At 67.8% G+C, this 24053-nt stretch carries 18 protein-coding genes and 1 tRNA gene; 6 read left to right on the top strand and 13 right to left on the bottom strand.

Going from position 1 to position 24053, the window contains the following annotated elements:
- Positions 1 to 19: 19 nt before the first annotated feature.
- Together thrC and NKT36_RS07095 are read right to left on the bottom strand one after the other, a co-directional pair.
- Complete coding sequence (gene thrC, locus NKT36_RS07100; protein ID WP_327053260.1) at positions 20 to 1276, bottom strand: threonine synthase; 1257 nt, start codon at positions 1274 to 1276, stop codon at positions 20 to 22.
- A gap of 62 nt (positions 1277 to 1338) precedes the next feature.
- Positions 1339 to 2319, bottom strand: coding sequence for a CapA family protein (locus NKT36_RS07095; protein WP_327053259.1), 981 nt, complete (start codon positions 2317 to 2319; stop codon positions 1339 to 1341).
- A gap of 114 nt (positions 2320 to 2433) precedes the next feature.
- Between NKT36_RS07095 and NKT36_RS07090 the strand changes: the two genes are divergently transcribed.
- Positions 2434 to 3120: an SOS response-associated peptidase gene (locus tag NKT36_RS07090; protein WP_327053258.1), complete on the top strand. Its 687-nt coding sequence runs from the start codon at positions 2434 to 2436 to the stop codon at positions 3118 to 3120.
- Positions 3121 to 3123: 3 nt separating this feature from the next.
- Here NKT36_RS07090 and NKT36_RS07085 read toward each other — a convergent pair whose 3' ends face one another.
- From NKT36_RS07085 to NKT36_RS07050, 8 genes are all read right to left on the bottom strand, one after another.
- Entirely contained in the window at positions 3124 to 9663 is a 6540-nt protein-coding gene (locus NKT36_RS07085; RefSeq protein WP_327053257.1) for a PGF-pre-PGF domain-containing protein, read from the bottom strand.
- A gap of 371 nt (positions 9664 to 10034) precedes the next feature.
- Positions 10035 to 10107: transfer RNA gene (locus tag NKT36_RS07080), tRNA-His, on the bottom strand.
- Positions 10108 to 10198: 91 nt separating this feature from the next.
- The gene (locus tag NKT36_RS07075; protein ID WP_327053256.1) at positions 10199 to 10846 is read right to left on the bottom strand and encodes a hypothetical protein; all 648 of its coding nucleotides are present in this window, start codon (positions 10844 to 10846) and stop codon (positions 10199 to 10201) included.
- Positions 10847 to 11007: 161 nt separating this feature from the next.
- A complete protein-coding gene (locus NKT36_RS07070) occupies positions 11008 to 11445 on the bottom strand; it encodes a universal stress protein (RefSeq protein ID WP_327053255.1) in 438 nt (145 codons plus the stop codon).
- Positions 11446 to 12531: a sulfite exporter TauE/SafE family protein gene (locus tag NKT36_RS07065; protein ID WP_327053254.1), complete on the bottom strand. Its 1086-nt coding sequence runs from the start codon at positions 12529 to 12531 to the stop codon at positions 11446 to 11448.
- A gap of 453 nt (positions 12532 to 12984) precedes the next feature.
- Positions 12985 to 15048, bottom strand: coding sequence for an excinuclease ABC subunit UvrB (uvrB, locus tag NKT36_RS07060; RefSeq protein WP_327053253.1), 2064 nt, complete (start codon positions 15046 to 15048; stop codon positions 12985 to 12987).
- A 52-nt stretch (positions 15049 to 15100) separates the two neighbouring features.
- Positions 15101 to 16231: an ORC1-type DNA replication protein gene (locus NKT36_RS07055; RefSeq protein WP_327053252.1), complete on the bottom strand. Its 1131-nt coding sequence runs from the start codon at positions 16229 to 16231 to the stop codon at positions 15101 to 15103.
- Positions 16232 to 16293: 62 nt separating this feature from the next.
- Positions 16294 to 16452 (bottom strand): DUF1059 domain-containing protein, encoded by a 159-nt coding sequence (locus tag NKT36_RS07050; protein ID WP_327053251.1) that lies wholly within the window; start codon positions 16450 to 16452, stop codon positions 16294 to 16296.
- Positions 16453 to 16555: 103 nt separating this feature from the next.
- Between NKT36_RS07050 and pspAB the strand changes: the two genes are divergently transcribed.
- Positions 16556 to 17161: a PspA-associated protein PspAB gene (gene pspAB, locus NKT36_RS07045; protein WP_327053250.1), complete on the top strand. Its 606-nt coding sequence runs from the start codon at positions 16556 to 16558 to the stop codon at positions 17159 to 17161.
- Between the two features lie 171 nt (positions 17162 to 17332).
- Positions 17333 to 18364 (top strand): DNA repair and recombination protein RadA, encoded by a 1032-nt coding sequence (radA, locus tag NKT36_RS07040; RefSeq protein WP_327053249.1) that lies wholly within the window; start codon positions 17333 to 17335, stop codon positions 18362 to 18364.
- A gap of 63 nt (positions 18365 to 18427) precedes the next feature.
- On the opposite strand, the gene sufU is transcribed toward radA, so the two are convergent.
- Positions 18428 to 18844 carry a Fe-S cluster assembly sulfur transfer protein SufU gene (sufU, locus tag NKT36_RS07035; RefSeq protein ID WP_327053248.1) on the bottom strand — a complete coding sequence of 139 codons (417 nt, stop codon included), beginning with the start codon at positions 18842 to 18844 and terminating at the stop codon, positions 18428 to 18430.
- Positions 18845 to 18990: 146 nt separating this feature from the next.
- Here sufU and NKT36_RS07030 point away from each other — a divergent pair, with 146 nt between their 5' ends.
- Positions 18991 to 19539 (top strand): KH domain-containing protein, encoded by a 549-nt coding sequence (locus NKT36_RS07030; protein WP_327053247.1) that lies wholly within the window; start codon positions 18991 to 18993, stop codon positions 19537 to 19539.
- Between the two features lie 168 nt (positions 19540 to 19707).
- Positions 19708 to 21381, top strand: coding sequence for a thermosome subunit alpha (gene thsA / locus NKT36_RS07025; protein WP_327053370.1), 1674 nt, complete (start codon positions 19708 to 19710; stop codon positions 21379 to 21381).
- 127 nt (positions 21382 to 21508) lie between these two features.
- On the opposite strand, the gene NKT36_RS07020 is transcribed toward thsA, so the two are convergent.
- Entirely contained in the window at positions 21509 to 21868 is a 360-nt protein-coding gene (locus NKT36_RS07020) for a DUF7344 domain-containing protein (protein ID WP_327053246.1), read from the bottom strand.
- Positions 21869 to 22095: 227 nt separating this feature from the next.
- Positions 22096 to 22554, bottom strand: coding sequence for an HTH-type transcriptional regulator Lrp (gene lrp / locus NKT36_RS07015; protein WP_327053245.1), 459 nt, complete (start codon positions 22552 to 22554; stop codon positions 22096 to 22098).
- A 124-nt stretch (positions 22555 to 22678) separates the two neighbouring features.
- Here lrp and glnA point away from each other — a divergent pair, with 124 nt between their 5' ends.
- A complete protein-coding gene (glnA, locus tag NKT36_RS07010) occupies positions 22679 to 24049 on the top strand; it encodes a type I glutamate--ammonia ligase (RefSeq protein ID WP_327053244.1) in 1371 nt (456 codons plus the stop codon).
- Positions 24050 to 24053 lie beyond the last annotated feature (4 nt).

The following is a 24053-nucleotide window of genomic DNA, read 5'->3' as shown; positions in this document are numbered from 1 at the left end:
CTCAAGGGTTTCGTCGTCGTTACCCGAGGTGGTCGAGCACGCCCTCGGTGTCGGCAGGGACCGGGTCGGGTTCGACGCCGGCCGCGGCCGCCGCGTCGGGGTCCTTCAGGAGGTGCCCGGTCGTCAGGCAGACGACGCGCTCGTCGCTTCCGACGACGCCCTGCTCGCGCAGCTTCCGCAGGCCGGCGACGGAGGCGGCGCTGGCCGGTTCGACGCCGACGCCGTCGCGGGCCAGTGCGCGCTGGGCGTCCGTGATCTCCTCGTCCGAGACGGCGACGGCGGTGCCGCCCGTCTCGCGGATGGCGGGGAGCGCCTTCGGCGCGTTGACGGGGTTGCCGATGCGGATGGCGGTCGCGCGCGTCTCCACGTCGTCCCAGCGCCGGACCGTCTCGCGGCCCTCCGCGACGGCCTCGACCATCGGGGCCGCGCCCTCCGCCTGCACGCCGGTCATCGTCGGCACCTCGTCGGGGGCGAGTTCGCCGGCGGCGACGAGTTCGCGGAACGCCTTGAACAGCGCGGACGTGTTGCCGGCGTTGCCGACGGGAAGCACGACGCGGTCGGGCAGCGAGCCGGTCCCCTCGCGGAACTGTTCGAGCATCTCCAGGCCGATGGTCTTCTGGCCCTCCAGCCGGAAGGGGTTCAGCGAGTTGAGCAGGTACGCCTCCCCGCGGTCGGCGAGGTCCGCGACGACGTCGAGGCAGTCGTCGAAGTTGCCGTCGACCTCCAGGATGTGTGCGCCGTGGAGGCTGGCCTGGGCGACCTTGCCCGCGGCGACCTTGCCGGCGGGCAGGAGGACGAGCACCGGCGTCCCGGCGCGGGCGCCGTAGCAGGCGAGCGCGGCGCTCGTGTTGCCCGTGCTCGCGCAGGCGAGGCGGTCGACGCCGAGCTTCTCGGCGACGCGGACGCCGACGGTCATCCCGCGGTCCTTGAAGCTGCCCGTGGGGTTCATCCCCTCGTGTTTCACCCGTAGCGCGGCGACGCCGACCTCGTCCTCGATGGTCGGCACCTCGTACAGCGGCGTGTCGCCCTCGTCGATGCTCACGCCGTGGTCGACGGGGAGCGCGTCGGCGTACCGCCAGACGCCGCGCCCCGAGAAGTCGTCGAACGTCGGGTGGTCGTCGTAGCGCACCTCCAGCAGGCCGTCGCAGTCGGGACAGCGGTAGCGGATCTCCTCGAACGGCGGCCCGGTCCACCCGCAGTCGATGCAGGCGAGCCAGGCCCCGTCGTCGGCGCAGTCGGGCGTCGCGGCGGTGGGATTCGCGAGCGTCAGGTCCATCGGGCGGGTGGAGGGGTGCCGGGGCCAAAAAGGCGCGGGACGGTGGCAACTTCGACCGCTCGCTACAGCGACAGGACCAGTTCCTCGCCGTCGCGCTCGAACGTCGTTCCGAACGCGTTCGACAGGTCGCACATCCGCTCTCGACTCCAGTCGGCGGCGGGGCCGCGCGCCCGGTGGACGGCGTAGTCGTCGATCTCGGTCGGCAGCAGGCGGAGCTCGACGGGGCCGTCGTCGACGCGCACCTCGAAGCAGAAGCTGCGGTCGTTGCGCAGGTCGCCGTCGACGGCGTAGTCGTCGACGAAGTCGCCGGCGTCGTACAGCACGAGCGTCCCGTCGAGCACCTCGACGCCCTGGAAGACGTGGGCGCTGTGGCCGTGGACCACGTCGACGCCCGCGTCGGCCAGCCAGCGCGCGAACCCCTGGAAGGCGTCCGTTGGCTCAGTCCGCATGTTCGGCCCCCAGTGCAGCGACGCGACGAGCAGGTCGGGGTCGCGGTCGCGAACGCGGGCGAGCGTGCGCCCGACCACCCGGCGGGTCGCCTCGCTCTCGGCGTCGAACTCGACGTGCGCGGTGCCCGGCGCGTCCGGCCCCGCGGCGTACTCCGGCGTGTTGTCGGTGAACGAGACGACCGCGACCTCACAGCCGTCGACGTCGACGACGGCCGGGTCGCGCGCCGCGTCCTCGTCTTCTCCAGCGCCGGCGTGGGCGATGCCTGCGTCGTCGAGGTGTGCGAGCGTGTCGCGCAGGGCCGTCCGCCCGTAGTCGAGGACGTGGTTGTTGGCGAGGCTGGCGTAGTCGACGCCCGCCGCCTCGAGCGCCGGGACGGCCCAGTCCGGGTCCGCGCGGAAGTGGAACGGGCGGTACGTCCGCCGCCACGGTTCCCCGCGCGTCGAGAGGCAGCACTCCAGGTTGACGAGCAGTCCGTCGAGCGCGCGCAGGCGGTCGAGCACGTCGCCCCAGACCGCGTCGACCGCCCGCCGGCGCTGGTGTTCGTCCACCAGTCGTCCCAGCATGACGTCCCCCGTGAACCCCAGTCGGGTCATCCCTGGAGATTCGCCCGGGGACGCAAAAAGCGTACTCGCCCCGTCGCCGTCGTGCGACCCCTGGTCGTGCCCCGCACCCGCGGACTTATGCCGGTGGCTGCCCCGTTGGCGACCATGTGCGGTCGCACGTCGCTGTACGCTCCCCGGGAGGTCGTCGTCGAGCGGTTCGACGCCCGGCCGACCCGACCGCTTCGCCCGCGCTACAACGTCGCGCCGGGCCAGGAACACGCCGTCGTCCGGAACGACGCGGACGACGAGATCCGCTTCCCGACGTGGGGACTGGTTCCCCGCTGGGCCGACGAGTTCGGCGGCGGGCATATCAACGCTCGCGCGGAGACGATCGCCGAGAAACCCAGTTTCCGCGACGCCTACGAGCAGCGGCGCTGTCTCGTCCTCGCCGACGGCTTCTACGACTGGAAGGAGACGCCGCTCGGCCGCCAGCCCTACCGGTTCGAACTGGCCGACGCCGACCCGTTCGCGATGGCGGGGCTGTGGGAGCGCTGGTCGGGTCCCGACGGCGAGGACCGCACGTCGTTCACCGTCGTCACGACGGAACCGAACGACGTGGTCGCCGACGTCCACCACCGGATGCCGGTCGTGCTCGCACCCGACGAGGAGCGGCGGTGGCTCCACGGCGACGAACGGGAGTGCGCGGCCGTCCTCGACACTTACCCCGGCGACGAGATGCGCGCCTACCCCGTCTCGAAGCGGGTGAACGACCCGGCCAACGACTCGCCGGCCGTCGTCGAGGCGGTCGTGCCGGACGAGGACGCCCAGACCGGCCTCGACGAGTTCGGCTGACCGTCAGCGACGGCGGCCCAGCATCGCGGCCACCAGCAGCGCGACGAGCGCCGTCACCAGGGTGAACCCGGGCGTGGAACTCCCGGTCGACGTGGACGACGTGGACGCCACGCTACTCGTCGGGGTAGCGGTCGTCGTGGTCGACGACGTTTGTGTCGTCGTGGTCGACGTCTCGGCCCGCCGCACCGAGACCGTGCCGGCGCGCGTTCCGTTCACCGCGACCTCGTGGGTCCCGGTCGTCCGGAACCGTCGCGTCACCGACACCGCCCGCGTTTCGCCCGCCGCGACCCGGACCGAGCGGGTCGCGACCGTCTCGCCGTCGACCTGGAAGCGGACGGTCCGCGTCGTCGCCGTCTCGTCCGCGTTCTCTAGCGTCGCCGTCACCTCGACGGCGTTGCCCGCCGCGACACTCGTGCGGTTCACTGTCGCGCCGACGACGTCGAGTCGGTCGGCGCGCTGGCCGGCGACGGCGAACGTCGCGAGTCCGGACGATTCGGCCCGGAAGACGTGGTAGTCGCCCTGCCAGCCGAGGTGGATGGGGTCGAGTTCCGTCCAGGTGCCGTTCTGCAGCCGGTAGAGGGCAACGCTCGACGGTTCGACGTTCCGCCGTTCCAGTTCCTCGGCCTCGACTCCGAAGGTGACCGTAGCGTAGTCGACGTCCTCCTCCGGCATCGAGCCGTTCACCTCGACGTAGCCGAACGAGGTCGTGCCGAGCGGCGCCTCCCCTCGGCGTCCGTCGACCGAGCGGGTCGAAAGCTCGTAGTCGTACTGCCAGACGGCCATCTCCAGTTGCTTGACCCGGACGGTCTCGTTCGCGACCGAGACGTTGACCGGCATCGAGACGGGCGTGCTGGGTTTCACGTTCTCGACGGTCACCGTCGCGGCGGGCGTTCCCCTGTCGTAGACGTCGACGTCGGGGAGTTCGACCGACGTCTTCGGGCTATCGTCGCCGTCACCGCCTCCACCGGGGCTTCCGCTACCGGGGCTTCCGCCGCCACCGCTCGACGAGTCGACGGTGACGGTGGCCGACAGGTTCCCCCCGGGCCACTGCTTCCCGGACGCGTCGGCGGCGGTGTCGAGGGTGGCCGTGACCGTGCCGTCGGCACCGGCGTCCCACGTGGCGGTGTACGTGTACGGTGACGCCACGTCGGTCGTCGTGAGGTCGCTCTCTGTCAACGTGGTCGTGGCCGGGCCGTCGAGGTCGATCGAGACGTCCGCCAGCGGTTCGGAGGCGTCGAAGCGCACCTCCACGGTCTGGCCGGACGGGTTCGAGAGCGCGAAGTTCGACACCTCTGGCGGCGTGTTCAAGGTGAGCGAGCCGGTGGCGTCGTCCTGTTCGTTGCCGTCCGTGTCGCGCGCGGTGACGGTGACCGAGTGGCCGCCGTCCGGTGCAGCGTCGGTTTCGTCGACGGCGACCGTCGCGTTGTAGACGTCGTCGCCGTCCGTGTCGTTCAGCACGACGTCCGTGCCGGCCCCGAACGCCGACGCGTCGGCCGTTACCTGGGTGACGCCGTCGCCGTCGGTGGCGGTGGCGGTGACCCGGACCCGGTCACCGTCCGCGACGACGCCGTCGCTGCTGTTCAGCTCGGTGAGCGTGGCATTGGAGACCGACGGACCGGAGGCGACCACGGTCACCGACGGCGTCGTCGCCGACTCGGAGTTGCCGACGGCGTCCTCGGCGGAGACGGTGGCCGACTGCGTGCCACCCGACGCGCCGGACCGGACCGTGATGGTCGTGTCGTAGGTGCCGTCGCCGTCGCCGTCCGTCAGCGTGACCGACGACTGCACGCCGAAGTCGAAGACGAAGCCGGTGACCGATTCGACGTCGCTCGTCGTGTCCGTGGCGTGGGCGCGGACCGTGACGGAGTCGTTCACGGCCACCTCTCCGTTGCTGTCCGTCGCGTCGACCAGGTCGAGCGCCGACAGCGAGGGGCCGGTGGTGTCGACGGTGAGCTCGCCGGTCGTGTCGTTGCGTTCGTTGCCCGCCGCGTCCGCCACGGTGACGTTCACCGTGTGGTTGCCGTCGGCGGACGTGTTGAGTCCGTCGACGGCGACCTTCGCGTCGTAGATGCCGTCGCCGTCGCCGTCGGCGAGCGCGACGGTGCCCGCCCCGAACGCGGACACGTTGGCGGTCACCGAGGCGACGCCCGTCGTCGCGTCGCCCGGGTCGACGCTGACGGTGACGAAGTCGCCGCCCGTGACCGTGCCGTCCCCGTCGGTGGTGTCGACCACCGTGGGCGAGCTCGCGGTGGGCCGCGTCGTGTCCAGCGTCAGCGTGCCGGTCGCGTTCGTCCGGGCGTTGCCCTGCGCGTCGGTGGAGTTGACGGTGACGGCGTGGTTGCCGTCGGCGGCAGCGCCGCTCCCAACGGTTGCGTTCCCCTGGTACTCGCCGTCGCCGTCCCCGTCGGTCAGCGTCACGGTCCCCGCGCCGAACGCCGTGGCGTCGGCGGTCACCGTAGAGACGTTCGTCGCGTCGGCGACCGTCGCGGTGACGCGGATCGCATCGCCGTCGGTGACGTTGCCGTCGCCGTTCACCTCCGCGAGCGAGACGCCCGAGAGCGTCGGCGCCGTCGTGTCGAGCGTGAGATTCCCGGCGTCGCTGCTGTGCTGGTTGCCCGTGTCGTCCGTTCCGGTGACCGTAACCGTGTAGTTGCCGTCCGCGTTCGCGTCCGCCGTGTCGACGGTACCGCTGCCCTGGTAGACGCCGTCGTCGTCGCCGTCGGTGAGCGCGACGGTGCCGGCGCCGAACGCCGAGAGGTCGGCAGCCACCGTCGCGTTGCCGTCGTTCGCGTCCGACAGGTTGGCCGTGACGGCGACGACGTGGCCGTCGTCGACGACGCCGTTCCCGTCGGCGTCGTCGGTGACCGAGAGGTTCGAGAGCGACGGTGCGGTCGTGTCCAGCGTCAGCGCGCCCGTGTCGTTGTCGGCGACGTTGCCGGCGTCGTCGGTGACCGTGACGTTCGCGACGTGGTCGCCGTCGACCCCCGCGCTCCCATCGGTCACCTGGACCGTCGCCTCGTACGTCGTACCGCCGGCGTGGCCCAGCGTGACGCTCTCTCCCGCGCCGAACTGCGAGAGGTTGGCGGTCACCGAGGCGACGCCGCTGGTGGCGTCCGAGATCTCGGCGGTGACGGTGACGTCGTCGCCGTCGTTCACGACCCCGTCGCCGTCGTCGGTGAGCGAGACGCTGTCGACGTCCGGCGCGGTCGTGTCTAGGGTCAGGTTCCCGGTCGTCACGTTCCCGCTGTGGCTCTGGTTGTCCGCGACGGTGACGGTGACCGCGTGGTCGCCGTCAGGCGCTGCGCTCGTGGCATTCACGCTGACCGTCGTCTGGTAGGCGGTGCCGCCGTCGTGAGAGAGGGCGACGCTGCTGCCGTTCCCGAACGCCGAGAGGTCGGCGGTCACCGACGCGACGGCCGTCGCGTCGGTCACGTTCGCGCGGACGGTGACCCGGTGGCCGTCGCCGACCGTCTCGTTGCCGTCGGTGGCGTCGCTGACGGAGCGGTTCAGGACCGTCGGCGCGGTCGTGTCGAGCGCGAGCGCCTGCGTGGTGTTGACGCCGTCGTTGCCCGCCCCGTCTGTCGCCGTGATGGTGACCGCGTGCGTGCCGTCCGCGGCGTTGCTCGCGTCGACGTCGACGGTCGCGTTGTAGACGCCGTCGTCGTTCGTGTCCTCCAGCGTCACGTTCCCGACGCCGAACGCGCTGACGTTCGCGACGACCGCGGTGACGTTCGTCGTCGCCTCCGTGACGTCCGCGGTGACGTCGATCGCGTCCCCGTCGCCGACGACGCCGTCGCCGTCGTGAGCGTCGATGACGTTCCCGGACACCGTCGGCGGCGTCACGTCCAGCGTGAGGTTGTTCGTCGTCCCCTTCGCGTCGTTCTGCGCCGCGTCGGTGACGGTGACCGCGACGTCGCGCTCGCCGTCGGCGGCCGCATCGGACGCGTTCACCGCGGCGGTTCCCTCGTAGACGCCGCTGGTGGCGTTGAATCCCAGGTCGACCGCCGACCCCGCGCCGAACGCCGAGAGGTTCGCGGTGACCGACCCGACGTCGCTACCCGTCGCATTGGCGTCGACGCGCACGGTGACCGCGTCGCCGTCGGTGACGTTGCCGTCGCCGTCGTCGTGGAGCGTCGCGCTCTCGACGAGCGGCGGCGCGGTGTCGAGCGTCAGGTTGTTCGTCGCGTTGGTGATGCTCTTGCCCTGACTGTCCGTGGCGGTGATGGCGACGTCGTGGATGCCGTCCGTGGCGTTGGTACCGTCGACGGTGACGGTCGCGTTGTAGACGTCGCCGGCCGTGTTGTTCATCGCGACGGTGCCGGCGCCGAACGCCGAGACGTCGGCCGCCACCGAGGCGACGTTCGTGACGTCCGTCACGTTCGCGGTGATGCGGACCTCGTGGCCGTCGCCCACGGTCCCGTTCCCGTCCGTGGCGTCCGTGAGCGTCGGATTCTTGATGACCGGCGCCCTGGTGTCCAGTTTCAGCGCGTCCGTCGCGTTCGTCTCGACGTTGTCGGCGTCGTCTTTCGCCGTGACGTCGACGCTGTACTGGCCGTCGGCGCTGGCGTTGGCGTCGTCTACGCTCACGGTCCGGTCGTAGGCGCCGCTGCTGGCGTTGTGCGTGAGTTCGACCGCCGACCCCCCACCGAAGGCCGAGAGGTTCGCCGTGACGTTGACGACGTTGCTTCCCGTGCCGTCGACGTCGACGCTGACTGTGAGGTTGTCGTCGTCGCCGACGATGCCGTTGCCGTCGGTGGCGTCCGTGAGCGTCCCGTTCGTGACCGTCGGGACGGCGGTGTCGAGGGTGAGGGTGTCCGAGGTGGTCGACCGGCGGTTGCCCTGATCGTCGGTGGCGTCGACGGTGACGGCACGCTCGCCGTCGGTGGACGCGCTGCCGTCGACGGTGGCGGTGGCGTTGTAGACGCCGTCGCCGTCCGCGTCGGTCAGCGTGACGGTCCCGTTCCCGAACGCGCCGGCGTCGGCTTCCACCGTCGGCGTGGCATCGATGTTGTCGGTGACGTTTGCGTCGATACGGATCGTGTCGCCGTGGGTGACGTTGCCGTCGCCGTCGTCGTCGTCGGCGAGCGTGAGGTTCGACACCGACGGCGGCGTGGTGTCGAGGGTCACGTCGACGGCCTGGCCGCTCGAACCGTTGGTGCCGTCGGCGTCGCTGGCGTTCGACAGCGTCACCGTGACGTTGCCGTCGGTGCTGGCGTTCCACGTCGCGTCGTACGCGTACGGTGGCCCGCCGCTCTCGGTGAAGTCGGTCTCGTCCAGCGTGGCCGTCGTCGCGCCCGAGACGTCGACCGCTATCGTCGACAGCGCCTCCGAGGAGTCGAACGATATCGCGAGCTCCTGGCCCGACGGGTTGGTGACGGTGTAGTTCGAGAGGTCCGGCGGCGTATCGAGCTCCAGTTCCCCGACCTCGGCCGTCGTGCTGTGCCCGACCTCGTCCTCGGCAGTGACGTTCACCGTGTAGTTGCCGTCGCGGGCCGCGCTCCCCTCGTCGACGCTGACGGTCGCGTCGTAGACGCCGTCGCCGTCGCCGTCCGTCAGTTCGACGCTCGCGCCGGCGCCGAACGCCGAGAGGTCGGCCGTGACGGGCGCGGACGTGGCGAGCGTGGGGCCAGCGGGGTCGTCGCTGACGTTCGCCTCGACGGTGACGTCGTCGTCCTCGTGGACCTCGCCGTCCTGGGTCGCGCTCCCGTTGAACCCCACGTCGGTGACGTTCGGCGCCGTCGTGTCGACCGTCAGCGCGTCGGTCGACGTCGCGTTCGCCGTGTTGGTGTGGACGTCGGTGTCGGTTGCCTCGACCGTCACGGTGTGGTTCCCGTCGGTCGGCGCACTGAGATTTCCGACCGGAACCGTCTCCACGTACGTGTTCCCGCTATCGTAGTGCAACGACACCGCTGACCCCGCACCGAACGCCGAGAGATTGGCCGTGACGGACGCGACGTCGCTCGTGGTGTCGTTGACGGTCGCGCTGACCCTGACGTCGTCGCCGTTTGCGACGGTGCCGTCGGTGTCTGTTTCGTCTGAGACGGATATCCCAGAGATGGTTGGTGGAGTGGTGTCTACGATGGTGCTCCCGGATTCACTGTCGGCTCCATCGTTCCCGTCCGAGTCTTCTGCCGTGATGAGTGTGGCATTGAACTCTGCATCTTCACCCGCTTTGTAGGTGGCACTGTAGGTGTATGGTCCAGTTCCGCTCTTCGAGAAATCATCTTCGTCAAGGACGTACTCCGGATCGCCGTTCCTTTCGATTGTCACGGAAATGCTGCTGAGCGTTTCATGTGAGTCAAAAATCACAGAAACGTTGCGCCCAGATGGGTTCGTCACGGTGAAGTTCGAGATGTCCGGCTCACCCGACGCCATCGGGGCCGGGTTCAGCAGTCGCGTACGCTCGACCGCGTCCACCTCCCCAGCCCCCGGCCGTTGCACGACGCGCTCCGACCGCTGTCCCGCTGCCGCGTCCTCCCCTCCTGCTCCGAGCGGCACCGCTGCGACCGGCGCGACCAGGGCCACCACGATCGACAGGACCACCAGCGAATCGACGCCCCGACTCGGCGTCATGGTCGGGCGAACCGTGCGGCGGTCCTTCGGTCGCCGGCCCGCCGTTCAAATAACTCGCGCACTACTCGCATCATTGTCAGTACCGACTGCTCACGGCCATAAATATCATGTGGGTGTGGTATTTTTGCCAGCGAGTAAATCCCCGATTCGTCGGGGATAGCGTCTATCGCGGTGGAACGTGTTCGACTGCGGCGTGAAATCTACGGATTCCAGCACGTACGACGGTGTCGTCCGTCAGGTCTGGCGACCGGCGAATCGCGGAGTCGGACGAACAGCTGGTGCCGTGGTTCGCGACGCACTCGACCGACAGCGACCGCTCGCGGTGTGACGTTCGGAAGAAGGTCCAGGTGCGAGAATTGAACCCGCGTCCCAGCCTCCACAAGGCTGGAGGATAGTCCACTACCCCAACCCGGACACGCAGTCGTTGCTTGTCCACTGAGATTGAAATACGTTTCGGAAGCGAGCGTTCCTGTGACTGGTTCTCGTGGTGGTTCCGGCCCCGCCGTCAGGGACGCAACCGGCGAGCGACGCGGCGAAGGAGTCCGTCGCGCTCCTGCTGTGGGGGCTGCCAGAGCGCGAACGCCCGCTGGACGTCGGCGTTCTGGCTGGCGACGACCGCCTGTTCGGCCGGTGCGACGACCACCAGGTTGACCTCGTACTTGCCGTGGTAGCCGAACTTCAGCAGCGTCCGGTCGCGGAACCCGTCGACGAACTCGTGGACGTCGCCGGGGATGGACGGCGCGACGAGTGCGAAGGTGAACTCGGTGCCGAAGTGGCGCTCGCTGGGGGTGATCCACTCGTCGGCGAGAGCGTGGCCGAGGTCGGCGAGCGTCTGGAGGTCGGGGACGCCGACGGCGTCGACGCGGGTCACGAAGAGGTGCTCCTCGGCGTCGTGGTTCGCGTAGTTGAGCGCGGGGTGGAAGAACTGCTTGTGGTTCTCCATCACCAGTCGCCCGTACAACTCGAACCACTCGCCGCCGATCCGGACGTCCTTCTCCAGGTCGTAGTTCACCAGCAACCGGTCGCTGACGCGGTCGACGTACTCGTCCTCCCAGTCGGGGACGACCGGCTCCCCGTCGGTCGTCGCGTCGAGGACCTCGTCCCTGTCGGGGACGTCGACGGGTTCGTTCGTCCCGTCTGTCGTCTCGGTCATGGTTCGCGGCGGACTGCCGTCGTCCTGCGCCCGCGTGTCGAGATGACGATACCCATAGTTGGGAATCGTCTGGACGCGATAAATAATCGTCGCCAGGCGGACAACCGTCGCCGGGCGATGATAGGCGCCCACGGGCGGACTCGCGGGCGCGGTCGGCCGCCCTACTCGTCGTCGATCTGGACGGTGAGGACGGGGACGGGGCACCTCCGGACCACCCGCTCGGTGACGCTACCGATGAGGTAGTGGTCGAGTCCGGTCCGGCCGTGGGTCCCCATGACGACGACGTCGACGTCCGCGTCGTCGACGTACTCGATGATCTGGGTCTGGGGCACGCCCTCGCGGACGACGCGTTCGACGGTCACCGACTCGGGCAGGCTGGCGACCGCCGCCTCGACGGACTCCTCGGCGCGCTCCCGCTCGGCCTCCGTCCAGGCCTCGGGAGCGATGCCGCTCGACGGGCTCTCGAAGCGGTTGCGCGTGTCGACGACCGACAGGACGTGGAGCGTCGCGTCGTACGTCGTCGCGAGTTCGGCGGCGTGGGCGACGAACTTCTCGGTCCCCGCGCTGCCGTCCGTCGGCAGCAGGATGTTCTCGTACATCTAGATGCCTCCCGTGGCCATCAGGAACAGCGCGACCGAGATGACCGCGAACAGCGTCCCGACGAACTTCTTGATGGTCTCGGTCTCCAGCGCGTTGGACACGTACGGTGCTATCTGGCCGCCGGTGACCGTTGCCGGGACGGTGAACACGACCATGTTCCACGGCGTCGTCGCGAGGCTCATGGAGTGGCCGCCGGGGACGAGTCCGCCGCCGAACACGTGGACGAGCGAGGCGATGATGGCCGTCAGCGCGACGACGATGTGGTTGGTGCCGATGGCGACCCGGACGGGAACCGACGTGCCGAGCATCGAGATGATGCCCAGCTCGCCGATGCCGAAGCCGGCGAGTCCCTGGAAGGTGCCGCCGATGCTGTAGTTGGCGAACCGGCGCAGGTAGCCGCCCCGGGTGTAGGTGTAGTCGTCGCCCTCCCGGTCGACGCGCGTCACCGTCCCATCGTCGTCGGTGTTGACGCCCGCGGGGCCGAGCTTCCCGTCGTCGTCCGGGAGGTCGGGTTCGGTGCCACCGTCGGCGACGGCCTCTGACTCCGCGCCGGCGTCGCTCCCGTCGTGGCCGAGGTCGGCCTTGAACAGGAGGTAGGACGCGGCGATAAGTGCGATCCCGAGAAGCCCGTGGAACACGGGTTCGGGGACGACGAACGACAGCAGCGCGCCGCCGATGACGAACGGCAGGGAGCCGGCGACGAGCGTGAGCGCCAGCCGTCGGTCGACGAGACCGTACTGGATGAACGCGACGGCAGAACTGGAGAGGCCGAACGCCTCGCTGATGAGGCCGACCTTCACGAGCGTCTCGGGTTCGAGCGGGTGGGCGAACAGCGGGAAGATGAAGATGAAGAACGGCACGAACAGCGCGGACCCGCTGATGCCGACGGTGTTCACGGTGGTCGCCCCGAGGAGGAAGAACGGGAACAGCCACCAGTACTCCAGCCAGTAGCCCGTGCCGCCGTCCCCCGACGTGGGCGCGAAGAGGTAGACGCCCGCGACGAACAGCACGGGGACGGTGAATACGAAGAGGTGCTGGTACTTCAGGAACGACTTCTGGATGCGACTGTAGGATGGTGTCTCCATGCCGAAATCAGCCCTCGGTGACGGTGGCGATAGATTTCGCGCCGGTCGCGGTCGCTCGCTCGTGGGTGGACGTCTGACGGAAGCGAGACGGGACCTCCAGACGAGTCGGGGGCGAACCGTCGAACGATGCGTCCATCTAGGTGAACCCTCCCGTCGGCAGTCGGACGTGGTTCCCGGGGTCGTTGCGTGCGGTAGCGGCCTGCTGGCCCATAGTGCCCCGGACTAATCGAATCGGGTCAAAAAAGTCTTGATAACTGGCCTAAACAATGGTGGAAGATTATTATATTAAAGATGGCTGTCAGCTATCGGCCGTCAGGTTCATCGGACCGCGCGTGGCGGTCGAGTCGGGCGTTTCGAGGGGTCTCCCCGCCGGTACCGAACGCCCGTCTATCCCAGCACCTATCGGATATCGTACGTACATCTGGGCGACGTGTCCGTGGGGGCGTCGCGGCGTCAGAACTCCGCGTCCGGTTCCGGCACGCCGCCTTCGCCAACTGCGACGTCGAGGTCGAACTCCTCGCGCAGTTCGCGGATGCGGTCGCGGATGTCGGCCGCGAGTTCGAACTCCAGGTTGTTGGCGGCCTCGTCCATGCGCTCTTCGAGTTCGGCCACGCGGCGCTCGGCCTCGTCCTCCGTCTCCGGTTCGCCGCTCGCGACGCCGCTGGTGTCGGTCTTGCTCCCCGGCAGGTTCGCCTCCGACACCTCCTTGTCGATGGTCTGCGGTTCGTGGCCGTGCTCCTCGTTGAACTCCTGCTGGATGCGGCGGCGACGGCGCGTCTCCTCGATGGCGGACTCCATCGCGTCGGTCCGCTCGTCGGCGTAGAGGACGACCTCGCCGTTGACGTTGCGGGCCGCCCGGCCCATCGTCTGGACGAGCGACGTCTCCGAGCGCAGGAAGCCCTCCTGGTCGGCGTCGAGGATGGCGACGAGGCTCACCTCGGGGATGTCCAGCCCCTCCCGGAGCAGGTTGATGCCGACGAGCACGTCGAACTCGCCGAGGCGGAGCCCGCGGACGAGCTCGTGTCGCTCCAGGGTGTCCGTCTCGTCGTGCATGTACTCGACCGCGACGCCGGCCTCCTCCAGGTACTCGGTGAGGTCCTCGGCCATGCGCTTGGTGAGCGTCGTCACCAGCACGCGCTCGTCGTTCTCGATGCGGCGGTCGATGCGGTCCATCAGGTCGTCGATCTGGCCCGAGGCGTCGGCCAGCGACACCTTGGGGTCGACGAGGTGCGTCGGGCGGACGATCTGTTCGACGATCTGTCCACTCTCCTCCTGCTCGTAGTCGGCGGGCGTCGCGGAGACGTACAGCGTCCGGTCGGTCTTCGCCTCGAACTCCTCGAAGGTGAGCGGACGGTTGTCGTACGCGGTGGGCAGGCGGAAACCGTTCTCGACCAGCGAGTCCTTGCGGGACTTGTCGCCGGCGTACTGGCCGCGGATCTGCGGGACGGTCTGGTGGGACTCGTCGATGACGGTGAGGAAGTCGTCGGGGAAGTAGTCCAGCAGCGTGTACGGCGCGTCGCCGGACTCGCGGTCGCTGAGGTAGACGGAGTAGTTCTCGATGCCCGAGCAGTAGCCCGCTTCTCGAAGCATCTCCAGGTCGAAGGTGGTGCGCTCCTCGATGCGCTGGGCGGCGACGAGGTCGCCCGTCCGCTCGAAGTAGCTCACCCGGTCGTCGAGGTCCGACTCGATCTCCGCGATGGCCTGCTCCATCGTCTGCTCGGGGATGGAGTAGTGCTCCGCGGGGTGGACCAGAACGGCTGGTTCCTGAGACTTCACCTCGCCTTCCAGCGGATCGATCTTCACCATGCGGTCGACCTCGTCGCCCCAGAGCTCCACGCGGACGGCGTACCGGCCGTACATGGGGAATATCTCGACGGTGTCGCCGCGGACGCGGAACGTCCCCTGCGTGAAGTCGACGTCGTTGCGCTCGTAGTTCAGGTCGACCAGTTGCGCCAGCAGTTCGTCGCGGCCCACCTCGTCGCCCACCTCCAGACGGAGGCTCATGTCCTCGTAGTTGCGCGGGTCACCGAGGCCGTAGATGGCCGACACGGAGGCGACGACGATGACGTCCTCGCGGGTGAGCAGCGAGCGGGTCGCGGAGTGACGCAGGCGGTCGATCTCCTCGTTGATGGAGGCGTCCTTCTCGATGTACTTGTCCGTCTGCTCGACGTACGCCTCCGGCTGGTAGTAGTCGTAGTAGGAGACGAAGTACTCGACGGCGTTGTCCGGGAAGAGGTTGCGGAACTCCTCGTACAGCTGGGCGGCGAGCGTCTTGTTGTGCGCGATGACGAGCGTCGGCTTCTGGATCTCCTCTATCACCCACGAGACGGTGTTGGTCTTGCCCGACCCCGTCACGCCGAGCAGGGTCTGTTTGTCCATCCCCTCCTCGAACCCCGCCGCGAGCTGTTCGATGGCCTCGGGCTGGTCGCCCGCCGGGTCGAACGGCGCGTCGACCCGGAACTCGCTCTCGGCGTCCGGACGGTCGGGAGACAGCGGACCGGACTCTGCGTCGCTCATGTGGCCGTCGGTAGGCATTCGAGCTACTTGACACCCCCGTTCGGCGGAGTCGTCAGTCGTCCAGCCGCGCCAGCACCGCCTCGGGGTCGTACCGCAGTGAGAGCGACCGCGAGCGCCCGCGGCCGTCGACGTTCGTGTACGTCGCGTCGATGATGCCGAGCTGGTCGAGCTTGTTGATGATCTCCGAGTAGCGGGTGTAGCCGAGGTCGGTCTCCTCGTGGAAGGCGTCGTACACCTCGCCGGCCTGCTCGCCGTCGTGCTCGGCGATGACCCTGACGAGGACCTCCTCGTTCTCGCTCAGGGCGTGCAGGCTGTGGCTGAGGTGGACGAACTTCGACTTCTCGTAGGCGTCCTCGACGTCCTCGACGCTGACGGTGCGGCTGGCGCGCATCTCGGCGTTCAGGCCGGCGCGCCGCAGCAGGTCGATGCCGACCCGGAGGTCGCCGCTCTCGGCGGTCAGCTCGGTGACGCGGTCGAGTACCGTGCTCGTGATGACCCCGTCGTGGAACCCCCGCTCGATGCGCTCGTCGAGGATGTCGACGATCTCGCCCTGGTCGTACACCGGGAAGTAGACGTCCTCCGGGCGGAAGACGCTCTGGACGCGGCCGTCCAGTTCCTCGATGACGTCGAGGTTGAGGTCCGACGAGACGACGATGACGCCGATCTTCGCGCCGCTGTGCGCCTCGTGCGCGCGCAGGAGCGAATACAGCGTGTCGGACGCCTCCCCCTCGTAGAAGAGGTAGTTCACGTCGTCGAGCGCGACCACCAGCACCTCGTCGTCCTCGACCAGTTTCTCCGTTATCTGGCGGAACAGCTTCTTGAACGAGATGCCGCTGGACGGCGGTTCGTACTCGAAGATGCCCTCGAAGATGCGAGAGAAGATGGAGTAGCGCGTCGAGTCGACCTGACAGTTGACGCGGACCGTCCGGACGTCGGTCTGGGTCGACAGTTCGTCGAACAGCTTCTGGACGGCCGTGGTCTTCCCGGTGCCGGGTGGCCCCCGGGCCATCACGTTCAGCGGGCGCGACCCGCGGACCGCAGGCCGCAGCGCGTACTGCAGGCTCTGCATCTGGGACTCGCGGTGTTCGAACGTCTCCGGCACGTAATCTATCTCGAAGACGTGTTCGTCCCGGAATACGGACTCGTCCCACGACAGCATCCCATCCTCCGGGTCGTCTGCCATCACTTTCACCACGCTCCCGGAACTACTTAATCCTTCGCCAGACCGACAAAAGAATCGCCGATTCAGGTCCGCTGTATCGCGTTCTCCACGTCGCTCCGGTCCATCGCCATGCCGTGTTTCTCCCGTGCGTGCTCCTGGACCATGTCGACGACCTCGTTCTCGTCGTTCGCCCGGACCATGAAGTCGCAGTCCTGCTGTGTGCATTCGAACTGGTGTGCCATCGTAGCTCTCCCTCCTCCATGGGGTGACGGCGCACGGTGTGGTAATGCTTCTGGCCTCTCGCCGTCCGTCTCCCTTTTTGTTCCGGCACGCGTAACGTCGGCCATGGGACTGCTCGACGGACTTCGCGAGGTACTCGGCGTCAGGGCCGAGGCCGACGCCACACAGGACGCCGACCCCGAGGACCTCTTCGGGATGAGCACCGCGTACGTCACGATGGAGGCCGACCTCGGCTACGCTCCGGCCGGCGAAGCGGCGCTCTGCTTCTCGGAAGCGGACAGCACCGATTTCCAGGACGCCGTCGACGAGGTGCACGCCATCCTCGAGGCGGGCGAGGAGGAGACGGGGACGAAGGCCCACGCACACACGGACGCGAAAGGATACTCCTGGGTAGTCCTCGAGGACGACGACTTCGAGGACCTGGTCACCAGCGTCCACTTCGCCGCCGACACGTTCGTCGAGGCGGGCTACGGGTCGCGGCTGCTGGCTGTCCTGTTCGCTTTCGAGAAGGGCGGCGACTACGACTACTGGGTGTACTCGTTCCGTCGCGGTGCGTACTACCCGTTCGCCCCCCGCGCGGGGAAAGAGCGTGACTCCGCCGCCGAGTTCAAACTGGAGAGCAACCTCGACGGCGAACTCGACCTCGAGACCGACGAGGAGTACTGGTATCCGCTCTGGCCCGACCGCTCCGGCCGCCACCCCTGGGCGTAGCGTCCCACCGCCACCGCTGCGAGGAGCGTTCCCCGCCATCTCTATTTTCTCGCCCTTTCCCATATAAAACTCGGCACGTGGCCGCCCCCGGGACGACGCCACCTTGCGATTACACTTTCACTCTGGTGTTAACGGAGGTTTATATGATGGGGGGCACAAGGAGGGAATACGATGGCAGATATCGATCTCGAAGAGCTGCCGGGCGTCGGCCCGGCCACGGCAGAGAAGCTCCGCGACGCAGGTTTCGACTCCTTCCAGAGCCTCGCGGTCGCCAGCCCCGGCGAACTGAGCAACACCGCGGACGTCGGCGACAGCACCGCGGCGGACATCATCCAGGGTGCCCGCGAGCATGCCGACATCGGCGGCTTCGAGACCGGCTCGCAGGTGCTCGAACGACGCGAGCGCATCGGGAAGCTCACCTGGAACATCGACGAGGTGGACGACCTGCTCGGCGGCGGCGTCGAGACCCAGTCCATCACCGAGGTGTACGGCGAGTTCGGGGCCGGCAAGTCCCAGGTCACCCACCAGCTCGTCGTGAACGTCCAGCTGCCACCCGAGCAGGGCGGGCTCGGCGGCGCGGCGATGTTCATCGACAGCGAGGACACGTTCCGTCCCGAGCGCGTCGACGACATGGTTCGCGGACTCCCCGACGAGGCCATCCAGGCCGCGATGGACGACCGCGAGATCGAGGGTAGCCCCGACGACGAGGAGGCGATGGAGGAACTGGTCGACGACTTCCTCGACAAGATCCACGTCGCGAAGGCGTTCAACTCCAACCACCAGATGCTGCTGGCCGAGAAGGCCCAGGAGCTCGCCAACGAGCACGACGAGAGCGAGTGGCCCATCCGCCTGCTCTGCGTGGACAGCCTCACGGCCCACTTCCGCGCCGAGTACGTCGGCCGCGGCGAACTCGCCGAGCGACAGCAGAAGCTCAACCGCCACCTCCACGACCTGGACAAGGTCGGCAACCTCTACAACGCCGCCGTCGTGGTGACGAACCAGGTCGCGTCGAACCCCGACTCGTTCTTCGGCGACCCGACCCAGCCCATCGGTGGCAACATCCTCGGCCACAAGTCCACGTTCCGCATCTACCTCCGCAAGTCGAAGGGCGACAAGCGCATCGTCCGCCTCGTGGACGCGCCGAACCTCGCCGACGGCGAGGCCGTCATGCGCGTACAGGACGGCGGTCTCAAGCCGGAGTAACGCGGGCGTCGCGACCGACTTTACGCTGTCGCGGCGGAAGCAGTCGGAAGAACGAAGGAGAGCTTACTCGGTCGTCGTCTCGTCGGCGTCCAGTTCGCCCTCGTAGATCTCCGCACCGTCCTGGACGATCTTCTCGGCGAGAACGGCACACTTGACCCGCATCGGGCTGATGTCGACGCCCAGCATGTCGATGACGTCGTCGCGGTCCATCTCCTCGACCTCCTCCAGGGTCGTCCCCGGGAGTCGCTCGGAGAGCATGCTGGCGCTGGCCTGGCTGATGGCACAGCCTTCCCCGCGGAACGCGACCCGCTCGATGGTCTCGTCGTCGTCGGCGAGGACCACGTCGAACTCCAGTTCGTCGCCACAGGAGGGGTTGTGTCCCACGTGGGAGAACGTCGGGTCCTCCAGCTCCCCGTAGTTACGCGGGTTCTTGTAGTGGTCGAGAATCTGCTGTCGGTACATGTCCGAACCCATGCTCATACTGTCTGCGAATAGGCGAGTCCGGACCAAAAGGATTCCGACGCCGCCGACGGGAACGCGGCCGGTTCTGCCGGGAAACGCCGCCGTCCGGTCGGTGCGACGTCGCTGGGGAAGCGCTTAAACGCGCGTGGGCTTTACGTCGTCGTATGAAACACGTGACGATTCCGCAGGACCGTATCGGCGTTCTCATCGGCGAAGGTGGTGAGACGATGCGCGAGATCGAGAGTCGCGCGGAGGTTCGCCTCGACATCGACTCCGACGACGGCTCCGTGGCCATCAAGCAGACGGGCGACCCCGTTCTGGGACTCAAGGCCCCCGACATCGTCAAGGCCATCGGCCGCGGGTTCGCGCCCGAGGTCGCGCTCACGCTCCTCGAGGACGAGATGATGATGTTCGACATCGTCGACATCGACGCTGCTTCCCGGAACCAGAACGACCTCCAGCGACACAAGGGTCGGCTCATCGGCGAGAACGGCCGTACCCGCGAACTGATGGAGGAACTGACGGGCGCCGACGTGGTCATCTACGGGTCCACGCTGGGCATGATCGGCACCCCGAAGCAGGTCGACGTCATCCGGAGCGCCGCCGAGATGATCCTCGACGGTGCCCCCCACGGCGCCGTGTACTCGTTCCTCGAGCGCAAGCGCAACGAGATGAAGCGCGAGGGGATGGAGTACCACCAGTTCCCCGGCTGACCGGCCGCCCATCGCGCCCGACCGTCCTGCAGAACGCCTTATAAACTCTTTCCCGTTGCTCCGGCGCTTTCCGTCCTGTCGATACTTTGCGTAACGTTCGCACGCACCGAAGGCAAGTTTTATATAGAATCACAATCAATCCTTGCGATGACTATGTCACAGCAGCCAATGGGTAACCAGCCGCTGATCGTGCTCTCGGAGGACAGCCAGCGAACCTCCGGACGCGACGCGCAGTCGATGAACATCACCGCCGGCAAGGCGGTCGCCGAGTCCGTACGGACGACGCTCGGCCCGAAGGGGATGGACAAGATGCTCGTCGACTCGATGGGCGACGTCGTCGTCACGAACGACGGCGTGACCATCCTCAAGGAGATGGAGATCGAGCACCCCGCGGCCAACATGGTCGTCGAGGTCGCCGAGACCCAGGAGAACGAGGTCGGGGACGGCACCACGAGCGCCGTCATCGTCGCCGGTGAACTCCTCCAGAAGGCGGAGGACCTCCTCGAACAGGACATCCACGCGACCACGCTCGCGCAGGGATACCGCCAGGCCGCCGAGAAGGCCAAGGAAGTCCTCGAGGACGCTGCCATCGACGTGGACGCCGACGACACCGAGCACCTGAAGAAGATCGCCGCCACGGCGATGACCGGCAAGGGCGCGGAGAACGCCAAGGACCTCCTCTCCGAACTCGTCGTCGACGCCGTCCAGAGCGTCGCCGACGAGGAGGGCATCGACACGGACAACATCAAGGTCGAGAAGGTCGTCGGCGGCACCATCGACAACTCGGAACTCGTCGAGGGCGTCATCGTCGACAAGGAGCGCGTCCACGACAACATGCCGTACTTCGTCGAGGACGCCAACGTCGCCCTCGTCGACGACGCGCTCGAGATCCAGGAGACGGAGATCGACGCCGAGGTCAACGTCACCGACCCCGACCAGCTCCAGCAGTTCCTCGACCAGGAGGAGGAGCAGCTCCGCGAGATGGTCGACACGCTCGCCGACGCCGGTGCCGACGTCGTCTTCGTGGACGGCGGCATCGACGACATGGCCCAGCACTTCCTCGCCGAGAAGGGCATCCTCGCCGTCCGCCGCGCGAAGTCCGACGACATGTCGAAGCTGGCCCGCTCGACCGGCGCGACCATCGTCAGCAACGTCTCGGACATCACCGAGGACGACCTCGGCTTCGCCGGGAGCGTCGCCCAGAAGGACGTCGGCGGCGACCAGCGAATCTTCGTCGAGGACGTCGAGGAGGCCAAGTCCGTCAGCCTCATCCTCCGCGGCGGCACCGAGCACGTCGTCGACGAGGTCGAGCGCGCCATCGACGACTCCCTCGGCGTCGTGCGCGTCACCCTGGAGGACGGCAAGGTCCTCCCCGGCGGCGGTGCACCCGAGACGGAACTCGCCCTCGCGCTCCGCGACTACGCCGACAGCGTCGGCGGCCGCGAGCAGCTGGCCGTCGAGGCGTTCGCGGACACGCTCGAGATCGTCCCGCGCACCCTCGCGGAGAACGCGGGTCTCGACCCCATCGACTCGCTGGTCGACCTGCGGAGCCAGCACGACGGCGGCGACGAGCGGGCCGGCCTCGACGCCTACACCGGCGACATCGTCGACATGGAGGACGACGGCGTCGTCGAGCCCCTCCGCGTCAAGACCCAGGCCATCGAGAGCGCCACCGAAGCTGCCGTGATGCTGCTGCGCATCGACGACGTCATCGCTGCCGGCGACCTCTCCGGCGGTCAGGTCGGCGACGACGACGACGAGGAGATGGGTGGCGGCCCCGGCGGCGGCATGGGCGGCATGGGCGGCATGGGCGGTATGGGTGGCATGGGCGGCGCGATGTGACGCCCCCAGGCTAGCCACGCACCACCTCTCACGTTGCAGACGCACCGCCCCGCCTCAGAACGAACCGACATTTTTCGACGCGCTCCCCACGAGCTGTTGCACCGCGAATCGAGGAGCGCCCACCCCGCTACGCGTGCTCCCGGTCCGGTTCGTCCGCGGAGTCGTACTTCCTGGACTCGTACTTCGCCGCGAGCGCGAGGTACGGTTCCACGGCCTCGCCGTCGTCGGCGATGGCGACGGCGTCGCCGTCCCGGGTGACGAAGTTCGCGTCCGCGAGCTTCGGGATGTGCATGTGATGGAGCTCGGTGTACACCTGCTCCTGGTCGTCGGTCCCGGTCTCTCTCTCGGTGACGTGCTCCGCGAGTCGCGTCACCGACATGGCGTCGTCGTGCTCCAGCAGCCGTCGGAGTATCCGCCGTCGCCGCGGGTCGGCCAGCGTGGCGAAGACTACCGACGGTTCTGGGTTCTCCCTGTTCGTGTCTGTCATTGGCTGGTGTGCAGTTCGGGGTCGTGCGTTCGTCGCGTCGGTCCGAGGTACGTCGCGCTACACGTACAGATACACTCGAGGATTCTTAAGTTTAATCACTGATAGCGTGTAAAATGGTCTGGTGGCGTGGACACCACTGCGAGGGCACCGGGCGGGACGAGCGATGAGAGCGAGCGACCGCTGCGAGGACCGGGAACGGCCGTCGGCGTAACCGCTGGTACGACTGGCTACTCGTCGACGGACAGTTCGAACTGCTCGTGTTCGCTGGCGGCGTTCAGGACGACGCTCGTGTTGCTCTCCTTCACGTCGGGGTCGATGAGCAGCTTCTTGATCTGTTCGTTCATCCCGTCGGTGTCGGTGAACTTTCCGATGGCGATGATGTCGTAGTCGCCCGTGACCTCGTACACGCTGATCATCCGGTCGTGGTCGCGCAGCCGGTCGGTCACCTCGGGGAGCGCGTTCCCCTCGACCTTCAACTGGACCACCGCGGTCACGTCGTACCCGAGCTGGTCGTAGTCGACCTTCGGCGTGTACCCCTCGATGACGCCCTGCTCTTCGAGGTCGTTCAGGTGGTTCGAGACGGTCGTCACGGAGACGTCGAGCTCCTCCGCGAGACTCCGAAGGCTCGCTCGTCCGTCGCCGAGGAGTTCGTTGACCAGTTCCGCGTCGAGGTTTTCGTACGTCATTACAGTCACCAATCCGCTCCACCCTTTAGAATTTAACGAATATCCAATTCTGGGGCGAAGTTGCACAATTGACCAACCGATACCGTTATAATGGTGGATGTATTTGCGTTGCCTGTAGATAAGAATGACAGATGGAAATATTGCCACTACCAAAGAAGAGGGGTTGACCAAGGCCGAGCAGGACGTCCTCGATTCCATCGAGAAGGAGAACGTGGACTTCGTCCGTCTGCAGTTCACCGACATCACGGGGACGGTGAAGAACGTCAGCATCCCCGCCCACCAGGTCGAGAAGGCCTTCGAGGAGGGCATCTGGTTCGACGGCTCCAGCATCGAAGGGTTCGTCCGCATCCAGGAGAGCGACATGCGTCTCGAACCGGACCCCGAGACGTTCGCCGTCCTCCCGTGGCGCTCCGACGGCGACACCGCGAGCGCTCGCCTCATCTGTGACGTCGTCAACACCGACGGGACGCCGTTCGAGGGCGGCCCACGGCAGGTGCTCAAGAGCGTGCTCGCCGAGGCCAGGGAGATGGGCTACACCGTCAGCATCGGCCCCGAACCCGAGTTCTTCCTCTTCGAGAAGGACGAGGAGGGCAACGCCACCACCGACCCCCACGACGCCGGCGGCTACTTCGACCTCGCGCCCAAGGACCTCGCGAGCGACGTGCGCCGGGAGATCATCTTCACGCTGGAGCAGATGGGCTTCGAGATCGAGGCCAGCCACCACGAGGTCGCCGACGGCCAGCACGAGATCAACTTCAAGTACGACGACGCGCTCTCGGCGGCCGACAACATCGCCACCTTCCGCGCCGTCGTCCGCGCCGTCGCCGAGCAGAACGACATCCACGCCACGTTCATGCCCAAGCCCATCGGCGAGATCAACGGCTCGGGCATGCACAGCCACATCAGCCTCTTCGACGACGACGGCAACGCCTTCGCCGACGAGTCCGACGAGTTCAACCTGAGCGAGACCGCCTACAAGTTCATGGGCGGCATCCTCGAACACGCCGAGGCGTTCACCGCCGTCACGAACCCGACCGTCAACTCCTACAAGCGCCTCGTCCCCGGCTACGAGGCGCCGGTCTACGTCGCGTGGAGCGACGTGAACCGCTCGGCGCTTCTCCGCGTTCCCGACGCCGCCGGCGCGAGCTCGCGGTTCGAGATCCGCAGCCCCGACCCCTCGTGTAACCCCTACCTCGCGCTGGCCGTGGTCATCAAGGCCGGCCTCGAGGGCATCGAGAACGACGCCGACCCCGGCGAACCCGTCCGCGAGGACATCTACGAGTTCGACGAGGAGAAGCGCGACGAGTACGGCATCACCACGCTCCCCGGCAGCCTCGACGCCGCGGTCGACGCACTCGAGGGCGACGAGGTCGTCCGTGAGGCGCTCGGCGACCACGTCACCGAGAAGTTCGTGAAGGCCAAGCGCGCCGACGTCGCCGACTACAAGACCTACGTCTCCGGGTGGGAGAAGGAGAAGTACCTGGAGAAGTTCTAGCCGC

Source organism: Halomicrococcus gelatinilyticus, assembly GCA_024227995.1.
Lineage (GTDB): Archaea > Halobacteriota > Halobacteria > Halobacteriales > Haladaptataceae > Halomicrococcus > Halomicrococcus gelatinilyticus.
Note: the sequence above shows the minus strand (reverse complement) of the source record. Positions and strands in the feature narration are given on the sequence as shown.

Bases quoted from the DNA above. Each gene is read 5' to 3' on its own strand.
- pspAB (WP_327053250.1), top strand. From the start codon at position 16,556: ATGGGACTGCTCGACGGACTTCGCGAGGTACTCGGCGTCAGGGCCGAG.
- NKT36_RS07075 (WP_327053256.1), bottom strand. From the start codon at position 10,846: ATGACCGAGACGACAGACGGGACGAACGAACCCGTCGACGTCCCCGAC.
- NKT36_RS07055 (WP_327053252.1), bottom strand. From the start codon at position 16,231: ATGGCAGACGACCCGGAGGATGGGATGCTGTCGTGGGACGAGTCCGTA.
- thsA (WP_327053370.1), top strand. From the start codon at position 19,708: ATGGGTAACCAGCCGCTGATCGTGCTCTCGGAGGACAGCCAGCGAACC.
- sufU (WP_327053248.1), bottom strand. From the start codon at position 18,844: ATGAGCATGGGTTCGGACATGTACCGACAGCAGATTCTCGACCACTAC.
- uvrB (WP_327053253.1), bottom strand. From the start codon at position 15,048: ATGAGCGACGCAGAGTCCGGTCCGCTGTCTCCCGACCGTCCGGACGCC.
- NKT36_RS07090 (WP_327053258.1), top strand. From the start codon at position 2,434: ATGTGCGGTCGCACGTCGCTGTACGCTCCCCGGGAGGTCGTCGTCGAG.
- thrC (WP_327053260.1), bottom strand. From the start codon at position 1,276: ATGGACCTGACGCTCGCGAATCCCACCGCCGCGACGCCCGACTGCGCC.
- glnA (WP_327053244.1), top strand. From the start codon at position 22,679: ATGACAGATGGAAATATTGCCACTACCAAAGAAGAGGGGTTGACCAAG.
- NKT36_RS07050 (WP_327053251.1), bottom strand. From the start codon at position 16,452: ATGGCACACCAGTTCGAATGCACACAGCAGGACTGCGACTTCATGGTC.
- NKT36_RS07030 (WP_327053247.1), top strand. From the start codon at position 18,991: ATGAAACACGTGACGATTCCGCAGGACCGTATCGGCGTTCTCATCGGC.
- NKT36_RS07095 (WP_327053259.1), bottom strand. From the start codon at position 2,319: ATGACCCGACTGGGGTTCACGGGGGACGTCATGCTGGGACGACTGGTG.
- NKT36_RS07020 (WP_327053246.1), bottom strand. From the start codon at position 21,868: ATGACAGACACGAACAGGGAGAACCCAGAACCGTCGGTAGTCTTCGCC.
- NKT36_RS07065 (WP_327053254.1), bottom strand. From the start codon at position 12,531: ATGGAGACACCATCCTACAGTCGCATCCAGAAGTCGTTCCTGAAGTAC.
- NKT36_RS07070 (WP_327053255.1), bottom strand. From the start codon at position 11,445: ATGTACGAGAACATCCTGCTGCCGACGGACGGCAGCGCGGGGACCGAG.
- lrp (WP_327053245.1), bottom strand. From the start codon at position 22,554: ATGACGTACGAAAACCTCGACGCGGAACTGGTCAACGAACTCCTCGGC.
- radA (WP_327053249.1), top strand. From the start codon at position 17,333: ATGGCAGATATCGATCTCGAAGAGCTGCCGGGCGTCGGCCCGGCCACG.